Consider the following 21,300-nt stretch of genomic DNA (forward strand, 5'->3'; position numbering starts at 1 on the left):
GATTATGGTCGAGGGGATTGGATTAAATTATGTATGATTTAATTATAAAAAATGCCAAACTCATTGATAATTCAATAACCGATATTGCCATTCAACAAGGCAAAATTGTGGAAATTGGCAAAAATATAATCGCAACATCAAATCAAGTATTGGATTTACAAAATCAACACTATATAAGTGCCGGCTGGATAGATTCCCATACTCATTGCTTTGCTCACTCACCAATTTACCACGATGAACCAGATCTCATTGGTGTTAAAACTGGTGTGACGGCAGTGGTTGATGCTGGTAGTGTTGGCGCACTTGATGCGGACGAATTTTATGATTTAGCGATGCAGGCTAAAACTCATGTTTATTCTTTTTTAAATATCTCAAAAATTGGTTTAATAAGACAAAGTGAGCTTGCTGATATGCAAGATATAGATGTGCCGTTATTTGACCAAACTTTAGTTAAATATCCTAATTTTATTATTGGAATAAAAGTTAGGATGAGTCGTAGCGTTGTTGGCGAAAATGGTATTTTACCGTTAATCAAAGCGAAAGAGATGCAGAAAAAGACGGGGTTGCCACTAATGATTCATGTAGGAAATAATCCGCCTGAACTTGATGAAATTGCAGATTTATTAACTAAAGGCGATATTATTACTCATTGTTTTAATGGTAAGCCAAACCAAATATTTGATAAGCAGAATAATCTGCGTGATTCAATTAAACGCGCCATTGGACGTGGGGTGATTTTAGATATTGGTCATGGTGGTGAAAGTTTCAGTTTTGCAGTAGCTGAGCGAGCTAAATGCTTAGATGTTTATCCAAACACTATTAGCTCTGATATATATTCTAAAAATCGCTTGCAAGGTCCTGTATTTAGCTTAGCAAATGTGATGAATAAATTTATCTGTCTAGGTTATAGCAAAACTAGAATTATTGATAGTGTCACTAAAAATGCGGCACAAATATTGCATTTAAACAATAAAGGGGAAATAGCTATTGGCTATGATGCCGATTTGACTATTTTTGATATAAAACAGCAAACCGTCTCTTTAACTGATTCAGAAGGTGAGCAGAGGGAATGCCATGAACAGTTTGTTCCTTTAGCCGCTATCGTAACAAATACAACCAAAAAAGTTACACACATTGAAATAACACAAGAAGGTAGTAAAAATGAGCTCAGAATCTCAAACTGAAAAAGAAATATACAGTAAATACCACTTGAAAAAAGTGATTAATGCTTCGGGGCGAATGACTATTTTAGGTGTTTCAACACCTAGAGCAGAAGTGGTTGATACTGTATCCCACGGATTAAATGAATATTTTGAAATAAAAGATTTAGTTGATAAAACTGGTCAATACATTGCTAAATTACTCAATGTCGAAAACGCTGTGGTCGTATCATGTGCCTCGGCTGGCATTGCGCAAGCTGTCGCAGGTTTAATCGTTAAAGATGATCGTGATTTATTATTTAATTTACATAGTTCTGATAAATGGGTAGCAAGGGAAATTATTGTGCCAAAAGGACATAACGTCAATTTTGGTGCTCCTATTAGTACTATGGTCGCTCTAGGTGGTGGAATTGTGGTTGAAGCGGGTTATGCAAATGAGTGCAAACCAGAGCACATTGAATCATTAATTAATTCTGATACCGCGGCTATTTTATATGTTAAATCACATCATTGTGTGCAAAAAAGTATGTTATCAGTTGCGCAAGCCGTAACAGTGGCCAAAAAATATAATATTCCATTAATTGTTGATGCCGCAGCGGAAGAGGATTTACAAACCTATTATCAACAAGGCGCTGATTTAGTTATTTATAGTGGTGCAAAAGCAATTGAAGGGCCAACTAGTGGCTTAGTTATTGGCCGCCACCAAGCTATTGAATGGCTTAAACTTCAGTCTCAAGGTATTGGCCGACCAATGAAGGTTGGTAAAGAAGGTATTTTAGGCTTAACCAGGGCAATTGAGTTATATATTAACGATCCTAAACAAGAAACTGGGCAAGAAATGGTTGTCAAAATGACACCATTTATCGAAAAGTTAAATTCTATTAATGGTATATCGGCAAAAGTTGTCTGGGATGGTGCTGGCCGAGATATTGCTCGTGCAGAAATATCATTTGATGCAAAGGTTATTGGTAAAAGTGCTGTTGAAATGATAGACCTGATGAAGCAAGGCGAGATTGCAGTCTATTTTCGGGAATATAAAGCCAATGAGGGTAAAGTAGATGCAGATGTTCGTAGTGTAACGGCGGAACAGCTTGATATTGTCTATAACAAAATTATAAAAATTATCCAAGGAGTTAAATAATGCAATTGACACCAAATTATTTTAACGATCGCGTTTGTTTAAACGTATTAGCCAATTCAATTGATAATGCTAGTGCTATTTATGAAGCTGCACAAACTTATGTTGTTGTGGGAGTGTTATCTAAAAATTATCCAGATAATCAGCAAGCAATAGAAGATATGAAAAAATATGCGTTAGCCATTGATAATGCTATTTCAGTTGGTCTGGGAGCGGGTGATCCTAATCAATCTACTATGGTGTCAGAAATATCTGCAGTTCTACAGCCTCAACATGTTAATCAAGTTTTTACAGGGGTGGCAACAAGTCGTGCTTTATTAGGACAAAAAGAAACGGTAATTAATGGTCTTGTATCACCAACAGGGAAAGTAGGATTAGTTAATATAGCTACAGGGCCACTAAGCTCAAAATCACCAGCTGCTATCGTTCCGGTTGAAACCGCTATTGCTTTATTAAAAGATATGGGGGGAAGCTCAATTAAATATTTCCCTATGGGTGGGTTAAAACATATAGATGAATATGAGTATGTGGCTAAATGTTGTGCTGAACATGATTTCTATCTAGAACCTACTGGTGGTATAGATTTAGACAATTATGAAGCAATTTTAAAAATTGCCTTAAATGCCGGTGTGAAAAAAGTTATTCCACATATTTATACCTCAATTATTGATAAAGCAACTGGGGCGACAAGAACTGAAGATGTTAAACAACTATTAGCGATTACGCAAAAGTTAGCAGGATGAGTAATGGCATCTAAATTGCTATTCCCTTATCAACGATTAGCGTATATTTTTGATACGATAAAAAACGAATTGCTACCTCAAAAAGAGCTAGCAAATCGTTTTACAGTATCAATCAGAACAATTCGGTCTGATATTGTTGCGCTTAACGATGTATTAAATAAGTATGGTGCGCAAGTTGATTATATTAAAAACGTTGGTTATCACCTTGTCATAACAGATCCTAATCTGTATGCAACCATTCCGATTGTTCAGCAAATAGAACGAGTTCCTCGAACTAATAAAGAGCGCGTTTCCGCTTTATTAATTGCATTTTTAACTCAATCAAAGTCGGTAAAATTGGATGATATTGCTGGTGAATGGTTTTTGAGCCGTAATACATTACAAAATGATGTTATTGAAGTTAAGCAATATCTGGATAAATACCATTTATCGCTGGATAATCGTCCTTATTCAGGTATGCGATTAGTTGGTGAGGAATCCGCTATTCGAGCATGTTTAACTGATATTTTATGGCAACATCATATCACAGGGGACACTATCAATGTTAATCGGTTAATTCAGACGATATTATCTGATATTGATTTAGATTATCTGGAAAGTGTACTACAAAATCAGTTTGAACGTTTTGAATTAAAATTAACCTCGGAAGGGCAAGGGTATTTGCTCTATTGTTGTGCCGTTTCAATCACCAGAATTACGCAAGGGTATGAATTAGTCGAATATCAAGTCGATAATATTGATTCGACAGTTATTGGCGCTGCACGTGAGGTTTCTGAAGGCTTCTCCTATTTTTTAGGTAGTACCCTTTCTGATGCTGAATTTAACTATTTATGTGTGCAGATTATGTCGCGCACTATTATGGAATCACCTAATCAAGCTAAAAGTTTAGAGTTATTTGAACATATCTTATCTTATATCAATGATTCTTATCACTATAATTTGAAACAAGATATGAAGCTACGTCAAGATATGTTAATTCATATTTCATCGTTGCTATCTCGTATAAAATATCAAATTCATACTTCTAATCCGTTATTACATGAAATTAAACAATATTATCCTTTTGCTTATGATATTACTTTATCGGCATTAGCGAATATTCCTAAGTTTACTGATGTGAAAATGACTGAAGACGAAATTAGCTATTTAGCAATTCATATAGGGGTAGCATTAGAGCGCAATTATAGTGCAGGATATAAAAGATTAGTGCAAATTTTATTAGTCAGTGAATTGGGTAACGCTACTTTGCGTATGATTGAATCAAAAATTAAACGCGATTTTCCTCATATTTTAATTAATCGAACGATTTCTTATAGAGAATATGAACAGTTAACGCATATTGAAGAAGATTTTGTGGTATCGACGGTTCGCTTAAACGAAAAAGATAAGCAAATAGTGAAAATAGCACCATTTCCAACGCCTTATCAACTAGAACAATTAGGGCGTTTATCAATGGTTGATCGCACTATGCCATATATTATTGAGCGTTTTTTTAATGAAAAATTTTTCCTAATTATTGACAAACCGATGACACAAAGCGAACTATTCCAGAGAGTTTGTCAACGGCTGGAAAAATTTGGATATGTGGGACAGGACTTTTATCCATCGGTAGTAGAACGAGAAAGTATTGTATCGACTTTAATAGGTGAAAATATTGCTATTCCTCATTCAGTTGGGTTGTTGGCCAAAAAGACAGTAGTTACCACTATTTTGGCTCCTCAAGGTATTGAATGGAATAAAAATGAAATTGCGCATGTTATTTTCTTATTAGCAATTAGCAAAGATGAATACGAAGATGCGATGCGAATTTATAACTTAGTCGTCAATTTTGTTAAAGAGAGATCAACTAAGCGGTTGTTAAATAGTCGTAATTTTGATGATTTTCAAGCTATTGTAAAAGATAGTTTTGGGCGTTTATCGTAATAAACTCGATTTAATTTGCAATTAAAAAAGGGATTTAACTAAGCGAGTAACACAAGTTATTTAGTGATTAAATAAATAACAATTGTGAACGCTAAAAAACCCCGTTCCTCAAAATTTTTTGTTAAGAAATAAGTAAAATTATAATTATAAATATTTAAGAAATAATCAACAATTAAAACAAATTATCATGTGCTTGCCCATTGACGAAATGGTGATTTAAAGGTATTATGCGCGCCTTATGGCTTTGTGTGGTTTTTAGCTGCACTTAATAATTTTTAAGGTAGGCATGCATATCTTATGCAAAATAAATTACCATTAACAATTGACCCAATCAAAGCAGCACAAAAAAGACTTGATTATGTTGGATATTATCCAGCAAAAAGTGCAACAAGGATTGAAAGTCCAAAAAGTGATATCGAATGTCATTTGTCTTTTGATTTTGATGAGCAAAGACTTTGCGTTATCACTATTGATGCAAAAATGACGCTAGAACAAATTTGTCAGCGTTGTTTTAAACCTTTTATCACTGAAGTTCATGTGATGAATAAATTTAGTCCTGTTAAGAGCGATGCTCAAGCAGAGACATTACCGGAACATTATGAACCCGTTTTAGTTAACGAGTTTGGTGAAGTAGATATATTAGCGTTAATTGAGGACGAAATTATTCTCTCATTACCAATTGCGCCGGTGCATGATAGTAAACACTGCGAAGTGTCAGAGGCAGATATGGTGTTTGGTGAAATTCCTGCTGAGAATGAAAAACCAAATCCATTTGCAATTTTAGTTAGTTTAAAGAATAAGGGGTAAATCCATGGCTGTTCAACAGAATCGTAAAACTCGTGCAAAACGTGGTATGCGTCGTTCTCATGATGCATTAACTGTTGCTAATATCTCAGTTGATGAATCAGGTAAAACTCATTTACGTCATCACGTAACCGCTGATGGTTATTATCGCGGCCGAAAAGTGATTTCTAAATAATTAATTAGTAATTAGAAATCTTCAGGTGACATTTTGGATAATCTAACCATTGCGTTAGATGCTATGAGCGGGGACTTTGGTCCTCGTATTGTTGTTCCTGCTGCAATTCAAGCATTACATCATTATCCAAATCTTTCTATCTTTCTTGTTGGTGACATAAAGGAAGTTAGATTTTTTTTATCTAAAGAAAATACCAAGCTAGTTACCCAGTACCAAGAAACTGGTCGCTTGATGGTGACAGAATCAACATCTATCATTACTAATGATATGAAACCTTCTTATGCGATTAGGCATAGTCAAGGTTCGTCAATGAGAATTGCATTAGAGTTAGTAAAAAATAATAAAGCTCAAGCTTGTGTTAGTGCTGGTAATACGGGTGCGCTGATGGGGTTGTCTAAGTTATTATTACATTCTCTAACCGGTATTGATAGACCAGCATTAGTTGCCACCATTCCGGCGTTAAATAATCAAAATACTGTGGTACTTGATTTGGGAGCAAATGCTGAATGTGATAGCGATATGCTGGTTCAATTTGCTATAATGGGTGAAATACTAGCAAAATCGGTTCTTCATATTGAAAATCCTCGTGTTGCTTTGCTTAATATTGGTGAAGAAGACATCAAAGGATTGGATAAAATTCGTGCTGCTGCGTCTATTTTGAAAGCTAATCATCAAATTAATTATATTGGTTATTTAGAAGGTAATGAGCTATTAACTGGTAAAACAGATGTATTAGTTTGTGACGGCTTTGTTGGTAATGTGACTTTGAAAACGGTAGAAGGGTTAATTAAAATTTTTCTATCTTCGTTCAAAATGCTTTTAGGGCACAACTCATTAGTTATGAAGTTTTTGAGTAAATGGCTGCAAAGAAAATTAGTAAAAAATTTTGGTTATTTAGACCCTGGGCGATATAATGGCGCATGTTTACTTGGTCTTCAAAGTATTGTGATTAAAAGTCACGGTAGTGCCAATCAAAAATCATTTTTTGCAGCAATAGAGCAAGCTATTTTAGCTATCGAAACAAATATACCAGAGAAGATTGCCAATAGCCTTTCTTCTGCACTACCCAAGAGCGAATAATTCGATGTATACAAAAATATTAGGAACAGGAAGTTATCTTCCAAAACAAATAAGAACTAATGCCGATCTTGAAAAAATGGTGGATACTAGTGACGAATGGATAACTACTCGTACGGGTATTAAAGAAAGAAGGATAGCTGCACCCGATGAAACTGTTACTAGTATGGCCTATGAAGCGGCGATTAAAGCTATTGAAATGGCGGATATTGATAAACAAGAGATTGGTTTGATTATTGTTGCAACAGCAACGTCTGCTAACGCTTTTCCTAGCTCGGCTACAGAATTACAAGCTAAATTAGATCTCGGTGATGTGGTTGCCTTCGATGTGTCGGCAGCTTGTTCTGGATTTATTTATGCATTAGATATTGCTGATAAATATGTAAAAAGTGGTGTAATAAAATATGCCTTAGTTGTTGGTTCTGATATGTTAACTCGTGGTGTTGATCCAACAGATAGAGGTACAATTATCATTTTTGGTGATGGTGCTGGAGCAGTTGTGGTTGGTGCTTCTGAAGAGCCAGGTATTATTGCCTCTCATTTACATGCCGACGGCCGTTATGGTGAATTATTAAAATACCCATATGTTGATCGCCGTTCACTTAATGATCCTCTCTATATGACAATGCAAGGCAACGATGTATTCAAAATTGCAGTCAAAGAACTTTCTAATCTAGTTGATGAACTTTTAACCGAAAATACATTCAATAAATCTGATTTAGATTGGTTAGTGCCACATCAAGCTAATTTACGGATTATTTCAGCTACAGCTAAACGTCTTGATATGGATATGAGTAAGGTGATTGTTACACTTGATAAACAAGGAAATACGTCTGCTGCATCAGTACCTTGTGCATTAGATACAGGTGTACGAGATGGACGTATTAAACGTGGGCAACTAATTTTATTAGAAGCTTTCGGTGGCGGCTTTGTTTGGGGCTCAGCACTCGTTAGATTTTAATTTTATAAATTATTTAGGTAATCAAGGATTTCAAAATGACCAAATTTGCAATGGTATTTCCAGGACAAGGCTCACAAGCTGTTGGTATGTTAAAAGATCTTGCTGAAAATTATCCAGTTGTGAAATCAACTTTCGATGAAGCATCACAAGTATTAGGTTATGATTTATGGACTTTAGTTCAAGCTGGTCCAGCTGAAGAATTAAATAAAACTTGGCAAACACAACCGGCATTACTTGCTGCATCGGTTGCGATTTACCGAGTTTGGCAAAGTATTAATGGCCCTCAACCAGAATTTATGGCTGGTCACAGTTTGGGTGAGTATTCAGCATTAGTATGTGCTGGTGTGATTGATTTTAAAGATGCTATTAAATTAGTCGAGTTACGTGGTAAATTAATGCAAGAGGCAGTGCCAAGTGGTACTGGTGCAATGTTTGCTATTATTGGTTTAGATAACGATTCAATTCAAAAAGCATGTGAGCAAGCGGCTCAAGGTCAAATTGTTGCGCCAGTTAATTTTAATTCACCAGGCCAAGTTGTTATTGCTGGTAATAAAGAAGCTGTTGAACGTGCTGGTGCGCTTTGTAAAGAGGCCGGCGCTAAACGTGCGTTACCATTGGCGGTAAGTGTTCCTTCTCATTGTGCATTGATGAAACCAGCCGCTGATAAACTAGCGACAACTTTAAATAACATGACGTTTAATCCACCTCAATTTGCTGTGATTAATAACGTTAATGTTAAAGTTGAATCATCGGCAGATAATATTAAAGCGGCATTAATAGCCCAGTTATATAGCCCAGTTCGTTGGACTGAAACGGTTGAAGAAATGGCAAAACAAGGTGTAACACTGTTAGTTGAGATGGGTCCAGGTAAAGTTTTAACGGGCTTAACTAAACGAATTGTTGATTCATTATCAGCTTGTGCTGTTAATGATAAAGCGTCATTAGATGTTGCAATTGAAAATACTAAATAGAATACAAAAGGGGTAGTTATGAACCTATCAGGAAAAATTGCTTTAGTAACTGGTGCAAGCCGTGGAATTGGAAAGGCCATTGCAGAAAAATTAGTTGCATGTGGTGCAACAGTGATTGGTACTGCAACGACAGAAAAAGGCGCACAGGCCATAAGTGAATATTTAGGCTCTAACGGAAAAGGTTTAGCACTAAATGTAACTGACGAAGCATCTATTGAATCAGTTATTAATGCAATTAAAACGGAGTTTGGCGATATTGATATTTTAGTTAATAACGCAGGTATTACCCGTGATAATCTATTAATGCGAATGAAAGAAGACGAATGGCAAGATATTTTAAATACTAACTTAACATCAGTTTTTCGTTTATCAAAAGCATTAATGCGTACTATGATGAAAAAACGTTATGGTCGAATTATTACTATAGGCTCAGTTGTAGGTACTATGGGTAACGCTGGTCAGGCTAATTATTCTGCAGCAAAAGCCGGATTAATCGGATTTAGTAAATCTTTGGCACGTGAAGTTGCATCTCGTGGTATTACAGTTAATGTTGTTGCACCAGGATTTATTGCAACTGATATGACAGAAGCACTAACGGATGAGCAAAAAGCGTTAACATTAGCGCAAGTACCAGCAGGACGTTTAGGTGAACCGGCTGAGATTGCTAATGCGGTGGCATTTTTGGCTTCTGATGAAGCATCTTACATTACAGGTGAAACTTTACATGTCAATGGCGGCATGTATATGGTGTAATTGATCAGAATAGTGTAAAATGAACCAATAATTTGAAGTTTTGAACAAAAAATAAGCAATTGGGTTGAAAAATGATTGGCATCTTTTTCAACATTTTATAAACTTACATTCACCGCCACTTTCGGCGATATTTATAGGAAAAAAAAGAGTATGAGCACTATTGAAGAGCGAGTTAAGAAAATTATTGTTGAGCAACTTGGTGTGAAAGAGGACGAAGTTAAGAATGAATCTTCTTTCGTTGAAGATCTTGGCGCTGACTCTCTTGACACAGTTGAATTAGTTATGGCTTTAGAAGAAGAATTTGATACAGAAATTCCTGATGAAGAAGCTGAAAAAATTACAACTGTACAATCAGCAATTGATTATATTACTGCAAATCAATAAGGTTAGCAGAGTTTTCACAATAGGCGGTCAAATGATCGCCTAGTTTTTATTTATGTCTCTATTTTTATAGAGTGAATTTGACATAATTTAATTCTGAAAACTCATAATAAAATTTTCAATGATTCAAATTTCATTTCAATCCTTTTCTGGAGGACAATGTGTCTAAACGCAGAGTTGTTGTTACTGGAATGGGCATGATATCTCCATTAGGTAATACAGTTGAGTCTACTTGGCAAGCTTTATTAGCAGGTCAAAGTGGCGTAGAACTTATAGAACACTTTGATACAGCCCCTTTTGCAACGCGCTTCGCAGCGATGGTTAAAGACTTTAATGGCGAAGATTATAATATTTCACGTAAAGATGCTCGTAAAATGGATTATTTTATCCAATATGGTATTGCTGCAGGTATGCAAGCAATGCAAGATGCTGGCATTGAAGTTACTGAAGAAAACGCAGAACGCATCGGTTGTGCTATCGGTTCAGGTATTGGTGGACTAGGATTAATTGAAGAAAATCATAGTGCATTAGTCAATGGTGGACCGCGTAAAATTAGCCCATTTTTTGTGCCATCAACAATAGTTAATATGATTGCTGGTCATTTATCAATTATCTACGGATTAAAGGGGCCAAGTATTACTATTGCTACTGCTTGTTCATCGGGTGTGCATAATATTGGTCATGCTGCACGTATGATTGCTTATGGTGATGCCGATGCAATGTTAGCCGGTGGTGGTGAAAAAGCAAGTACACCATTGGGTATTGGTGGTTTTGGTGCTGCTCGTGCATTATCAACAAACAATGATAATCCTAAAGCTGCTAGTCGCCCGTGGGATAAAGATCGTGATGGTTTTGTGCTTGGTGATGGTGCAGGTATCATGTTCTTAGAAGAATATGAACATGCTAAAAAACGTGGCGCTAAAATTTATGCTGAGATCGTTGGTTTTGGTATGAGTGGCGATGCTTATCATATGACTTCACCTCCAGAAAATGGTAGTGGTGCAGCATTAGCTATGAAATGTGCTATTCGTGATGCAGGTATAACGGCGGAACAAGTTGGATATATTAATGCGCATGGTACGTCAACTCCGGCTGGCGATAAAGCAGAAACGCAAGCAGTTAAAAGTATTTTCCAAGAAAATGCTAATAAAGTAATGGTAAGTTCAACTAAATCAATGATTGGGCATTTATTAGGTGCTGCTGGTGCTGTTGAATCTATCTTTACGGTGCTTGCATTACGTGATCAAGCTGTTCCACCAACAATTAATCTTGATAACCCTGATGAGGGTTGTGATCTGGATTATGTTCCACATACAGCTCGTCAAGTGAAAAACTTAGAATATGCGCTTTGTAATTCATTTGGTTTTGGTGGTACTAACGGTTCAGTTTTATTCAAGAAGATCTAATCTTTTTCTTCCCATCACAATTAAGTGATGGGAATCACCTATTCTATTATCTTTTTTTTGATAATACACTTCACAGATTAAAAAATGTGGCATATACCTCATTTTTAAAAATATTTAGTAGCTTAATATTAATAAAAGCGTATGTTTTAACTTAATACATGGATAAAAAATATTTTGCTGAATAATGGTAATAAGATTTATCTATGCAGGATTTTTTAATTTTTAGGAGCTGTTATTATGATTACTACTGCACTTTTCCCCAATCGATACATTCAAGGCTTTAATGCAATTGAAAATAGTTTAGGCGAAGAATTAGCGAGACTTGGAAAAAAAGCGTTATTGCTTGAAAGTCCATCTGCCCACAAAAATTTATCTAAAACTATCGAAAAATCACTATCAGATAAGATTGAAAGTGTCGTTGATATTTTTAACCGAGAATGTAGTGATGAAGAAATTACAAGAATAATTGAGTTAGCCAAAACTCAAAACATTGATGTGATTGTTGGTATAGGTGGAGGGAAGGTTATTGATACAGCGAAAGCTGTAGCCGCAACTATTCATTATCCTTGTGTTGTTGTGCCAACGCTTGCCTCAACAGATGCACCTTGCAGTGCTTTATCAGTAATTTACACTTCAACAGGTGAATTTAAACGCTATTTTGTGCTACCAAGAAATCCTGATGTTGTTTTAGTTGATTCAAAAGTTATCGCTAATGCGCCTGCAAGATTTTTAGTTGCAGGTATGGGCGATGCTTTAGCAACTTGGTTTGAAGCCGAAGATTGTAGGCAATCAAAAGCAGGGAATATGAGTGGGCGACCTGGCCCAATGACCGCATTTGCGCTAGCAAAATTTTGTTTTGAAATATTGTTAAAATATGGTGTACAAGCTAAAAATGCTTGTGAACAAAAAGTAGTAACCTCAGCACTGGAACATGTGATCGAAGCTAATACGTTACTTTCTGGATTAGGATTTGAAAGTGGTGGCCTTTCAGCTGCACATGCCATTCATAATGGATTTACTGCATTAGAAGAGACACATGATTACTGGCATGGTGAAAAAGTGGCGTTTGGTACACTTGCTATGTTAATGTTAATTGATAGTGATCCACAAATGATTGAAACCGTTTATGATTTCTGTCAGTCCGTTGGGTTGCCAATCACATTAGCAGAAATTGGCTTAGCTAATGTTAGCGATGATGACTTAATGCAAGTGGCAATTTTAGCTTGTGCGCAAGGTGAGTCAATTTATAATTCTCCTGCTGAAATCACTCCCGACACAGTATTTGCAGCAATAAAAGCTGCAAATGCTGAAGGTTTACGACGCAAATAACATTTCGCATTTATCTACACTAATTTGATTAACGTCCGTTGTTTTATAACGGACGTTTTTGTAATTGATTAGTTGGTATATTTAGTGATAAATAAAGACAATAAGAATATTCATATGGTTTATGCTATAATTGTGGCTAATTTTCTGGGTAATTATTTTTGGTAAATATGACTGAACCTAAGTTTATTCATCTTCATTTACATAGCGATTTTTCAATGATTGATGGCATAGCTAAAGTAGGTACTTTAGTTAATGAAGTAAGCAAGTTGCAAATGCCTGCTTTTGCCATTACTGATTTTACCAATCTGTGTGGACTGGTGAAGTTTTATGGTTCAGCAATGGGTAAGGGCATCAAACCGATTATTGGTGCCGATTTAGCCGTTAAAAATTCACAATTAAGTGATGATGTTTATCGATTAACATTGTTAGCAGCAAACAATGAAGGCTATCAAAATCTTACATTATTAATCTCTAAAGCTTACCAGCGTGGCTATATTGGAGATATGCCGGTTGTTGATCAGGAATGGTTAAGGTCGCATCGCGATGGTTTAATTATATTAGCTGGTCGTGACAGTGATATAGGTATTGGTATTATTCGCGATAATCAGGAAATTATTGAAGATGCAATTAACTTTTATCGAGAAAATTTTAATCAACACTTTTATTTTGAATTAGTTCGTACTAATCGCCTTAATGAAGAATTATTTATTCATAGCGCCATTCAGCTAGCTGAACAATATTCCTTACCTGTTGTGGCGACTAATGATGTGCGATTTTTGAAACCTTCTGATTTTGAGGCTCATGAAATTCGAGTTGCTATTCATGATGGTAATACACTTGAAGATCCTAATAGACCGAAAAATTATTCTGCTGAACAGTATTTGCGTACTGAACAAGAGATGTGCGATTTATTTTCAGATATTCCAGAGGCATTAGAAAACAGCGTAGAAATAGCTAAGCGATGCAATGTGACTATAAGGCTTGGTGAATATTTCCTACCGCAATTTCCTACTGGTGATATGTCGACGGAAGATTTTTTGGTACATAAATCTCGAGAAGGTTTAGAGGAGAGATTAGAATTTCTTTTTCCTGATCCGGAAGAACGAAAACAAAAACGTCCAGAATATGATGAGCGATTAGAAACAGAATTAAACGTAATAAATCAGATGGGGTTTCCGGGTTACTTTTTGATCGTGATGGAATTTATTCAATGGTCAAAAGATAACGATATTCCCGTTGGCCCTGGGCGTGGATCAGGGGCAGGATCACTGGTTGCGTATGCTTTAAAAATAACTGATTTAGATCCATTAGCATTTGATTTACTTTTTGAACGTTTTTTGAATCCAGAACGGGTTTCCATGCCGGATTTTGATGTCGACTTTTGTATGGAAAAGCGTGATATGGTTATTGATCACGTTGCTGATATGTATGGTCGAGATGCGGTATCTCAAATTATTACCTTTGGTACTATGGCTGCTAAAGCGGTTATTCGTGATGTAGGGCGAGTACTTGGCCATCCTTATGGATTTGTTGATCGTATATCAAAATTAATTCCTCTTGATCCTGGTATGACCTTAGCTAAAGCATTTGAAGCTGAACCACAATTGCAAGAGCTTTATGATAATAATGAAGAAGTTAAGTCTCTTATTGATATCGCAAGACAGTTGGAAGGTGTTACTCGAAATGCGGGTAAACATGCTGGAGGTGTCGTAATATCACCAACTAAGATTACTGATTTTTCTCCTATTTATTGTGATCCCGAGGGGCTCCATCCTGTAACTCAATTTGATAAAAATGATGTTGAATATGCAGGACTGGTTAAATTTGACTTCTTAGGATTACGCACCTTAACCATTATTGACTGGGCGATTAAAATGATTAATGAGCGCCAGTTAAGGGATGGTAAGCCAACAGTTGATATTACTCGTATTCCATTAGATGATGAAGAATCTTTCCAATTATTATTAAAGGCTGAAACAACTGCGGTCTTCCAATTGGAATCGCGTGGTATGAAAGATTTAATCAGGCGGTTAAAGCCCGACTGTTTTGAAGATATGATCGCTTTAGTTGCTTTATTTCGACCTGGGCCGTTACAGTCAGGGATGGTGGATAATTTTATTGACCGTAAGCATGGACGAGAAGAAGTATCTTATCCAGATATCAATCACCAACATGAATCTCTTAAACCAATATTAGAACCAACTTATGGCATAATTTTATATCAAGAACAAGTTATGCAAATTGCCCAAACACTATCTGGTTATACGCTAGGTGGCGCAGACTTGTTACGACGAGCGATGGGTAAGAAAAAACCAGAAGAGATGGCTAAGCAGCGTTCTGTTTTTAAAGAAGGTGCGGAAAAGCAAGGCGTTGATGGTGAACTTTCAATGCATATTTTTGATCTGGTTGAAAAATTTGCTGGTTATGGCTTTAATAAATCTCACTCTGCTGCTTATGCACTTGTTTCCTATCAGACTTTATGGTTAAAGACACATTATCCGGCTGAATTTATGGCTGCAGTAATGACTGCTGATATGGACAATACTGATAAAATTGTTGGTTTAGTTGACGAATGTCTACGAATGGGGTTGCAAGTTAATCCTCCTGATATTAATAGTGGTCTTTACCATTTTCATGTGAATGATAAAGGTGAAATTGTTTACGGTATTGGTGCTATAAAGGGAGTAGGGGAAGGCCCAATAGAAGCTATTGTTGAAGCTCGTAATAGCGGTGGTTATTTTAAAAATATCTTCGAGCTTTGTGCTCGAACGGATATGAAAAAAATTAATCGTCGAGTGTTAGAAAAATTAACTATGGCTGGTGCTTTTGATAAACTAGGACCACATAGAGCGGCTATTTTACATAGTATCAATGATGCTATGCAAGCGGCAGATCAATACGCTAAAGCGCAGAATATTGGTCAAGAAGATATGTTTGGCGTCCTTGCTGAAGAGCCAGAACAAGTTGAGCACGCATATGCCGCTGTACCTGAATTACCAGCACAAGTTTTACTTGATGGTGAACGTGAAGCATTAGGACTTTATTTAACCGGACATCCGGTTACCCAATATTTAAAAGAACTCAATCGATATTCTGGAGGTGTTCGTATTAGTGAGGCAGCACCTACTGGATGGGGAAAAATGGCTACTTTTGCCGGTATAGTTGTTGATGCCCGAGTTCGGATTACCAAAAAAGGTAATAAAATTGGATTATTCACTTTAGATGATAGGTCAGGACGAATTGATGGCATGCTTTTCTCTGAAGCATTAGATAAATTTGGGCATTTACTTGTAAAAGATAAAATTTTAATTGTTTCTGGTCAAGTAAGTCATGATGATTTCAATGGTGGGTTTAAATTATCTGTGCGAGACATTGTTGACTTAAAAGATGCTCGGGCTAAATATGTTAAGGGGTTAGCTGTTACATTAACTGATATTGAGGTTAATCGGACAATCCTACAAAGGCTTCAACAAATTATTGAACCTTATCGACACGGTAGTGTGCCTGTTAATTTATATTATCAAAGAGAAGACTCCATCGTACGTCTGCAATTTGGTACCACTTGGCGTATAGTACCTGAAGATGCATTAATAATAGAACTAAAAACCTTACTAGGTAATGAACGTGTGAATTTTGAATTTGATTAATTAAGTTATATTAATCGAATAAGTAATAAAAAATCTGGGCTATTTAGATGTAAAGATTTAAATAGACATTAAAGGTGCTATTTAACCTGTTTAAGTGTATTAATAATAAATATTGATGACTTCAATGACAATTACATAGTAAAATTGATTTAATTTTATTTTAATAAATAGTCTGTATACTAAATTTAGTAACGTATTTTTTATAAAATACAAATAATACAAGAGGCAATCACAAGCGTTATGAACAATTTTTTGGAATTTGAAAAGCCGATAGCGGAATTAGAAGCAAAAATTAATTCCTTAAAGAATATTGATTCGCAACAAGTTGAATTAGATATTAATTTAGATAAAGAAATTAAGCAATTAAATCAGAAAAGTCGTGAATTGACTAAAAAAATATTTTCTAATCTATCGCCTTGGGATGTGGCTCAGTTAGCTAGGCACCCTAATCGTCCTTACACATTAGACTATATCAATGAAATTTTTACTGATTTTGATGAGTTAGCTGGAGATAGAGCCTATGCTGATGATAAGGCAATTGTTGGTGGTATAGCGCGTATAGATGATCGCCCTGTTATGGTGATTGGCCATCAAAAAGGTCGTGAAACTAAACAGAAAATCTATCGTAACTTTGGTATGCCAGCTCCAGAAGGTTACCGTAAAGCATTGAGATTAATGCAACTGGCTGAGCGGTTTAAGTTACCAATTATTACATTTATTGATACGCCAGGAGCTTATCCTGGAATTGGTGCAGAAGAAAGAGGACAAGCAGAAGCAATTGCGCGTAACCTGCGTGAGATGTCACGCTTAAATGTACCAACAATTTGTACTGTCATTGGTGAAGGTGGCTCGGGTGGAGCACTTGCAATTGGTGTCGCAGATAAAGTCAATATGCTACAGTATAGTACTTACTCCGTTATTTCTCCGGAAGGATGTGCATCGATTTTATGGAAAAGTGCTGATAAAGCACCAGTAGCAGCAGAAGCAATGAATATGACAGCTGACAAATTGATAAAATTGAATCTGATCGATTCTGTCGTACCTGAACCTCTTGGTGGTGCTCATCGTGACTATACCGCTATTGCTAATTCACTTAAAAAACAATTATTAGCTGATCTGGATGAATTAGAAGGTTTAGCATTACCTGAACTGCTTGAAAGAAGATTCCAACGCCTTATGAACTACGGTTATGTGCGATAATTTAGGGATCGAAGGTAAATATGAATAAACCGACCGGATTGCAACGCATTATTAATGCAACAAAATATTCTTTGAAGGGATTTAAGTCTGCAATTAAATATGAAGTCGCATTTCGTCAAGAATTAATTGTATTAATTCTTGCTTATATAACAGTAATGTTAATCGATTTTTCAATTTATGAACGCATTTTATTATTGGGATCAATTGGTGTTGTGATGATTGTTGAATTACTCAATAGTGCCATTGAATGCGTAGTTGATCGTATTGGTAGTGAAAGGCATGAACTATCAGGTAGGGCAAAAGATTATGGTTCTGCAGCGGTTTTTCTTTCCTTGTTACTAACTATAATTTTATGGATTTATCTGTTTGCTTGCCACTTCTTTCCTTGATTAACAAGAACCCAATTTTTCTTTGTTTATCAAAAATGCGAGAGATTCTCGCATTTTTGATCTATAACCATTAGAAATCATTCTGGAACTAATTCCTTAATAAGATAATTCCCTGTTTTTTCTGTATCAAGGGTGTTTTTCAACCATGGCATAATGGTTTGCATTTGTTGTTGTAATTTCCATGGCGGATTAATAACGATCATACCTGAAGCCGTCATACCTTTCTGATTATTATCTGGTTTGATTGCAAATTCAAATTGAGAAATTTTCTTAATACCTAAGTTAACTATTTCATCTATCATCTTTTGCGTTTGAGTTCGAGAAACAACCGGATACCAAATTAAATAAATGCCAGTTGCGAAACGTTTATATGCTTCTAATAATGCTTTAGGGATTTTTTGATAATCATCTTTTATTTCATATGAAGGATCAATCAAAACAATTCCTCGACGAGATTCGGGAGGTAGTTTTGATTTTAATTGTGAAAATCCATCTTCTCTTAAAACTCGGGCCCGTTTATCTTTACTGAATTCTTGTCGCAATAATGGATAATCTGTAGGATGAAGTTCTGTAAGATTGATTTTGTCTTGTTCTCTTAGTAATTGTTTAGCTATTAAAGGGGAGCCTAAATAATATTTTAAATTATCGAAAGGATTATAACGTTTTAAAACCGATAAATAGGTGCTTAGTAACTCAGGCGTTTCGGATTGTTGCCAAATTAAATTGATACCAGATAAATATTCTCCTGTTTTTTCAGAATGTTCACTTTGTAGTAAATAACGACCAGCTCCAGAATGAGTATCTAAGTATAAAAATGGTTTTTCTTTTTCTTTTAATGAGTTAATACATAATGTTAATACAATATGTTTTAATACATCGGCATGATTGCCTGCGTGATAGCTATGACGATAGCTTAACATGACTTATTTAACCTCTTTTTTTCATTTTTTTGCATATAAAAAGTAGTTAAAGCTAGACTTAACAGGCAGGGTATTTCCATTAACTCCTCAATTAAATCTTTGCGCTGTGGATCTAACACCAAAAATTGGTAACCTAAACGACGGTGTTCAGCAGTATCGGCGATACCTAAGAATAAAAAGGCGAAAAATAGATGCCAGACCGGAATTGTTTCATATTTATATCGACGAATTATTTCTTGGCGAATAGTTGGCAAAAATGTAGTTAGTAATGGAATTGCCATGATAATACCAGCAATAATTTTATAATAAAAACGAGGAACATCTGGGAAAAAATCTCGTCCCCAGCTGATACCTCTACCAAACAGCATAAACCACCAAAATATTGTCCAAATCCAAAATTTATACAGGTTTGAATGATTTTTAACACTTTTCGCATAAAAATAGCTATAACCGCACATAAATAATAAAAATAATGACTGGAGATGTTCGACTAAACTTACGGTTAGTTTGCCATATAATGGCAGACAAAAGTTACCTACGATATATAAGAAAAAGCTTAAGAGTACAATAAATATAGAACTTTTGTAAAAGTGGGTATCAAAATTAGGCATAATTTATTTTAAAATTAACTAAAGTTTTTAAGTTTTAGTATAGTACCGCATTTACGACATCGATAACTAGTTTTATTATTTATAATTTTGTTATGTCGTATTGGTGATAAATAATGCTCTTGGCAGTCACAAAAATATATATATTCGTTGCGTTTAATCTTGAAATTATGGGTCACTTTTGGTTCTTTTTTCATTATTTCAGACATGACATATTGCCATTCTTTGCCATGTGGTTTTACTTTACCAAAATATTGAAAAGTAATGAGATGAGCTAATTCATGAGGCACAACTTCATTAATAAAATCTTCCCTATTCTCATAGAGCATTGTGCTATTAAGTTGTATTTCCCAACGGGTTAATAATGCGCATCCAGCAATAGTACCTTTTGGTTTGTAACTGATTTTAGGCTCTTTATAATTGGTTGTTAATATTTGATTGGCTTGAATTAAGTGTGTTCTTAAACAAGCCAATACTTGATTTTGGAGATAAATTGGTACGCGTTTATAATCCTGCTGCATCGCGAAGAATAGCTGCCTTATCGGTTTTTTCCCATGGGAAGATATCTCGACCAAAATGGCCATAGCTTGCCGTTTTTTGATAAATTGGCTGGATAAGATCAAGCATTTGAATTAATCCATAAGGACGTAAATCAAAAAATTCTTTTATTAATGAGATAATTTTATCTTGAGCAATTTTTTCAGTGCCAAAAGTATTAACATAAATAGAAGTTGGGTGAGCAACACCGATAGCGTAAGAAATTTGTAATTCACATTTATCAGCAAGTCCTGCGGCTACAATATTTTTGGCAACATATCTTGCAGCGTAAGCTGCTGAACGATCCACTTTTGAAGGATCTTTCCCTGAAAATGCTCCACCACCATGTCGTGCGGCACCACCATAAGTATCAACAATAATTTTTCGACCAGTTAAACCACAGTCTCCCATAGGACCACCAATAACAAAACGTCCAGTAGGATTGATAAAATATTTTGTTCTTGAAGTTAACCACTCGCTTGGTAGGGTTGGTTTAATGATCTCTTCCATTACCGCTTCATGTAACGCTTTTTGTTCAATGTCTTCTGAATGTTGGGTCGATAAAACTATAGTATCAACGCCTTGAATTTTTCCATCTTGGTAAATTAATGTGACTTGGCTTTTGGCATCAGGTCTTAACCACGGGAGACTACCATTTTTTCTTACTTCAGCTTGACGACGCATAAGATCATGAGCATAACTAATTGCTGCTGGCATTAAGTTAGGCATTTCATTGGTAGCATAGCCAAACATAATACCTTGGTCACCAGCACCTTGTTCCAGTGGATTTTGACGATCAACACCTTGGTTAATATCCGGCGATTGCTTACCAATTGCATTGAGAACTGCACAAGAATTGGCATCAAAGCCCATTTCTGAACTAGTATAACCAATATCATTAATGGTTTTTCTGGTTAATTCTTCAATATCAACCCAAGCCGAAGTTGTAATTTCTCCACCGACTAATGCCATACCGGTTTTTACGTAAGTTTCGCAAGCAACTCGTGCTTTAGGATCTTGTTCTAAAATAGCATCTAATACTGCATCAGATATTTGATCGGCTATTTTATCTGGATGACCTTCTGATACAGATTCTGAAGTAAATAGAAATTCTGACATGTTTTACCTTCTTTAACTTATTTAGTGCAATTCTCTAAATATAAAATAACTATGAAAGA

The 21,300-nt window shown here is 35.6% G+C and carries 20 protein-coding genes; 16 read left to right on the forward strand and 4 right to left on the reverse strand.

Annotated features, from left to right (window positions below; all coding sequences use genetic code 11):
- Positions 1–29 precede the first annotated feature (29 nt).
- From AC5LWZ_RS02690 to AC5LWZ_RS02765, 16 genes are all read left to right on the forward strand, one after another.
- The gene (locus tag AC5LWZ_RS02690) at positions 30–1,184 is read left to right on the forward strand and encodes an amidohydrolase/deacetylase family metallohydrolase (RefSeq protein ID WP_198222305.1); all 1,155 of its coding nucleotides are present in this window, start codon (positions 30–32) and stop codon (positions 1,182–1,184) included.
- Positions 1,162–2,301 (forward strand): DgaE family pyridoxal phosphate-dependent ammonia lyase, encoded by a 1,140-nt coding sequence (locus AC5LWZ_RS02695; protein ID WP_198201735.1) that lies wholly within the window; start codon positions 1,162–1,164, stop codon positions 2,299–2,301. Before AC5LWZ_RS02690 ends, AC5LWZ_RS02695 begins: the two co-directional genes overlap by 23 nt.
- Positions 2,301–3,041, forward strand: coding sequence for a 2-dehydro-3-deoxy-phosphogluconate aldolase (gene dagF, locus AC5LWZ_RS02700; RefSeq protein WP_198222303.1), 741 nt, complete (start codon positions 2,301–2,303; stop codon positions 3,039–3,041). Before AC5LWZ_RS02695 ends, dagF begins: the two co-directional genes overlap by 1 nt.
- A gap of 3 nt (positions 3,042–3,044) precedes the next feature.
- On the forward strand, positions 3,045–4,964 hold the full coding sequence (locus AC5LWZ_RS02705) for a BglG family transcription antiterminator (protein WP_110448552.1): 1,920 nt from the start codon (positions 3,045–3,047) through the stop codon (positions 4,962–4,964).
- A gap of 297 nt (positions 4,965–5,261) precedes the next feature.
- A complete protein-coding gene (gene yceD, locus AC5LWZ_RS02710; RefSeq protein ID WP_086320900.1) occupies positions 5,262–5,771 on the forward strand; it encodes a 23S rRNA accumulation protein YceD in 510 nt (169 codons plus the stop codon).
- Between the two features lie 4 nt (positions 5,772–5,775).
- A complete protein-coding gene (gene rpmF / locus AC5LWZ_RS02715; RefSeq protein WP_025316508.1) occupies positions 5,776–5,943 on the forward strand; it encodes a 50S ribosomal protein L32 in 168 nt (55 codons plus the stop codon).
- Between the two features lie 33 nt (positions 5,944–5,976).
- Positions 5,977–7,023, forward strand: coding sequence for a phosphate acyltransferase PlsX (gene plsX, locus AC5LWZ_RS02720; protein WP_232350190.1), 1,047 nt, complete (start codon positions 5,977–5,979; stop codon positions 7,021–7,023).
- Between the two features lie 4 nt (positions 7,024–7,027).
- Positions 7,028–7,981, forward strand: a complete 954-nt coding sequence (locus AC5LWZ_RS02725; protein WP_110448550.1) for a beta-ketoacyl-ACP synthase III — start codon at positions 7,028–7,030, stop codon at positions 7,979–7,981.
- A 35-nt stretch (positions 7,982–8,016) separates the two neighbouring features.
- Positions 8,017–8,952, forward strand: a complete 936-nt coding sequence (gene fabD, locus AC5LWZ_RS02730; RefSeq protein ID WP_493463929.1) for an ACP S-malonyltransferase — start codon at positions 8,017–8,019, stop codon at positions 8,950–8,952.
- Positions 8,953–8,970: 18 nt separating this feature from the next.
- Positions 8,971–9,705 carry a 3-oxoacyl-ACP reductase FabG gene (fabG, locus tag AC5LWZ_RS02735; RefSeq protein WP_110448548.1) on the forward strand — a complete coding sequence of 245 codons (735 nt, stop codon included), beginning with the start codon at positions 8,971–8,973 and terminating at the stop codon, positions 9,703–9,705.
- 150 nt (positions 9,706–9,855) lie between these two features.
- A complete protein-coding gene (acpP, locus tag AC5LWZ_RS02740) occupies positions 9,856–10,089 on the forward strand; it encodes an acyl carrier protein (RefSeq protein WP_025316503.1) in 234 nt (77 codons plus the stop codon).
- A gap of 158 nt (positions 10,090–10,247) precedes the next feature.
- Complete coding sequence (fabF, locus tag AC5LWZ_RS02745; RefSeq protein WP_065614599.1) at positions 10,248–11,492, forward strand: beta-ketoacyl-ACP synthase II; 1,245 nt, start codon at positions 10,248–10,250, stop codon at positions 11,490–11,492.
- Positions 11,493–11,729: 237 nt separating this feature from the next.
- The gene (locus tag AC5LWZ_RS02750; RefSeq protein ID WP_294892995.1) at positions 11,730–12,821 is read left to right on the forward strand and encodes a glycerol dehydrogenase; all 1,092 of its coding nucleotides are present in this window, start codon (positions 11,730–11,732) and stop codon (positions 12,819–12,821) included.
- A gap of 167 nt (positions 12,822–12,988) precedes the next feature.
- Positions 12,989–16,468, forward strand: coding sequence for a DNA polymerase III subunit alpha (gene dnaE / locus AC5LWZ_RS02755; protein WP_294892994.1), 3,480 nt, complete (start codon positions 12,989–12,991; stop codon positions 16,466–16,468).
- A gap of 240 nt (positions 16,469–16,708) precedes the next feature.
- Positions 16,709–17,668 carry an acetyl-CoA carboxylase carboxyl transferase subunit alpha gene (gene accA / locus AC5LWZ_RS02760; RefSeq protein ID WP_493463930.1) on the forward strand — a complete coding sequence of 320 codons (960 nt, stop codon included), beginning with the start codon at positions 16,709–16,711 and terminating at the stop codon, positions 17,666–17,668.
- A gap of 20 nt (positions 17,669–17,688) precedes the next feature.
- A complete protein-coding gene (locus tag AC5LWZ_RS02765) occupies positions 17,689–18,057 on the forward strand; it encodes a diacylglycerol kinase (RefSeq protein WP_144190411.1) in 369 nt (122 codons plus the stop codon).
- Positions 18,058–18,134: 77 nt separating this feature from the next.
- Here AC5LWZ_RS02765 and AC5LWZ_RS02770 read toward each other — a convergent pair whose 3' ends face one another.
- The 4 genes from AC5LWZ_RS02770 to metK all read right to left on the reverse strand — a co-directional run bounded on the left by AC5LWZ_RS02770 (position 18,135) and on the right by metK (position 21,241).
- Positions 18,135–18,977 carry a 23S rRNA (adenine(2030)-N(6))-methyltransferase RlmJ gene (locus AC5LWZ_RS02770; RefSeq protein WP_493463931.1) on the reverse strand — a complete coding sequence of 281 codons (843 nt, stop codon included), beginning with the start codon at positions 18,975–18,977 and terminating at the stop codon, positions 18,135–18,137.
- Positions 18,971–19,345, reverse strand: a complete 375-nt coding sequence (locus AC5LWZ_RS02775; protein ID WP_110448542.1) for a hypothetical protein — start codon at positions 19,343–19,345, stop codon at positions 18,971–18,973. Before AC5LWZ_RS02775 ends, AC5LWZ_RS02770 begins: the two co-directional genes overlap by 7 nt.
- Positions 19,346–19,602: 257 nt before the next feature.
- Positions 19,603–20,106 carry a SprT family zinc-dependent metalloprotease gene (locus tag AC5LWZ_RS02780; RefSeq protein WP_493463932.1) on the reverse strand — a complete coding sequence of 168 codons (504 nt, stop codon included), beginning with the start codon at positions 20,104–20,106 and terminating at the stop codon, positions 19,603–19,605.
- The gene (metK, locus tag AC5LWZ_RS02785; RefSeq protein WP_198201722.1) at positions 20,090–21,241 is read right to left on the reverse strand and encodes a methionine adenosyltransferase; all 1,152 of its coding nucleotides are present in this window, start codon (positions 21,239–21,241) and stop codon (positions 20,090–20,092) included. The genes AC5LWZ_RS02780 and metK overlap by 17 nt, the downstream gene beginning before the upstream one ends.
- Positions 21,242–21,300 lie beyond the last annotated feature (59 nt).

The organism is Gilliamella sp. LMG 34362, assembly GCF_984569125.1.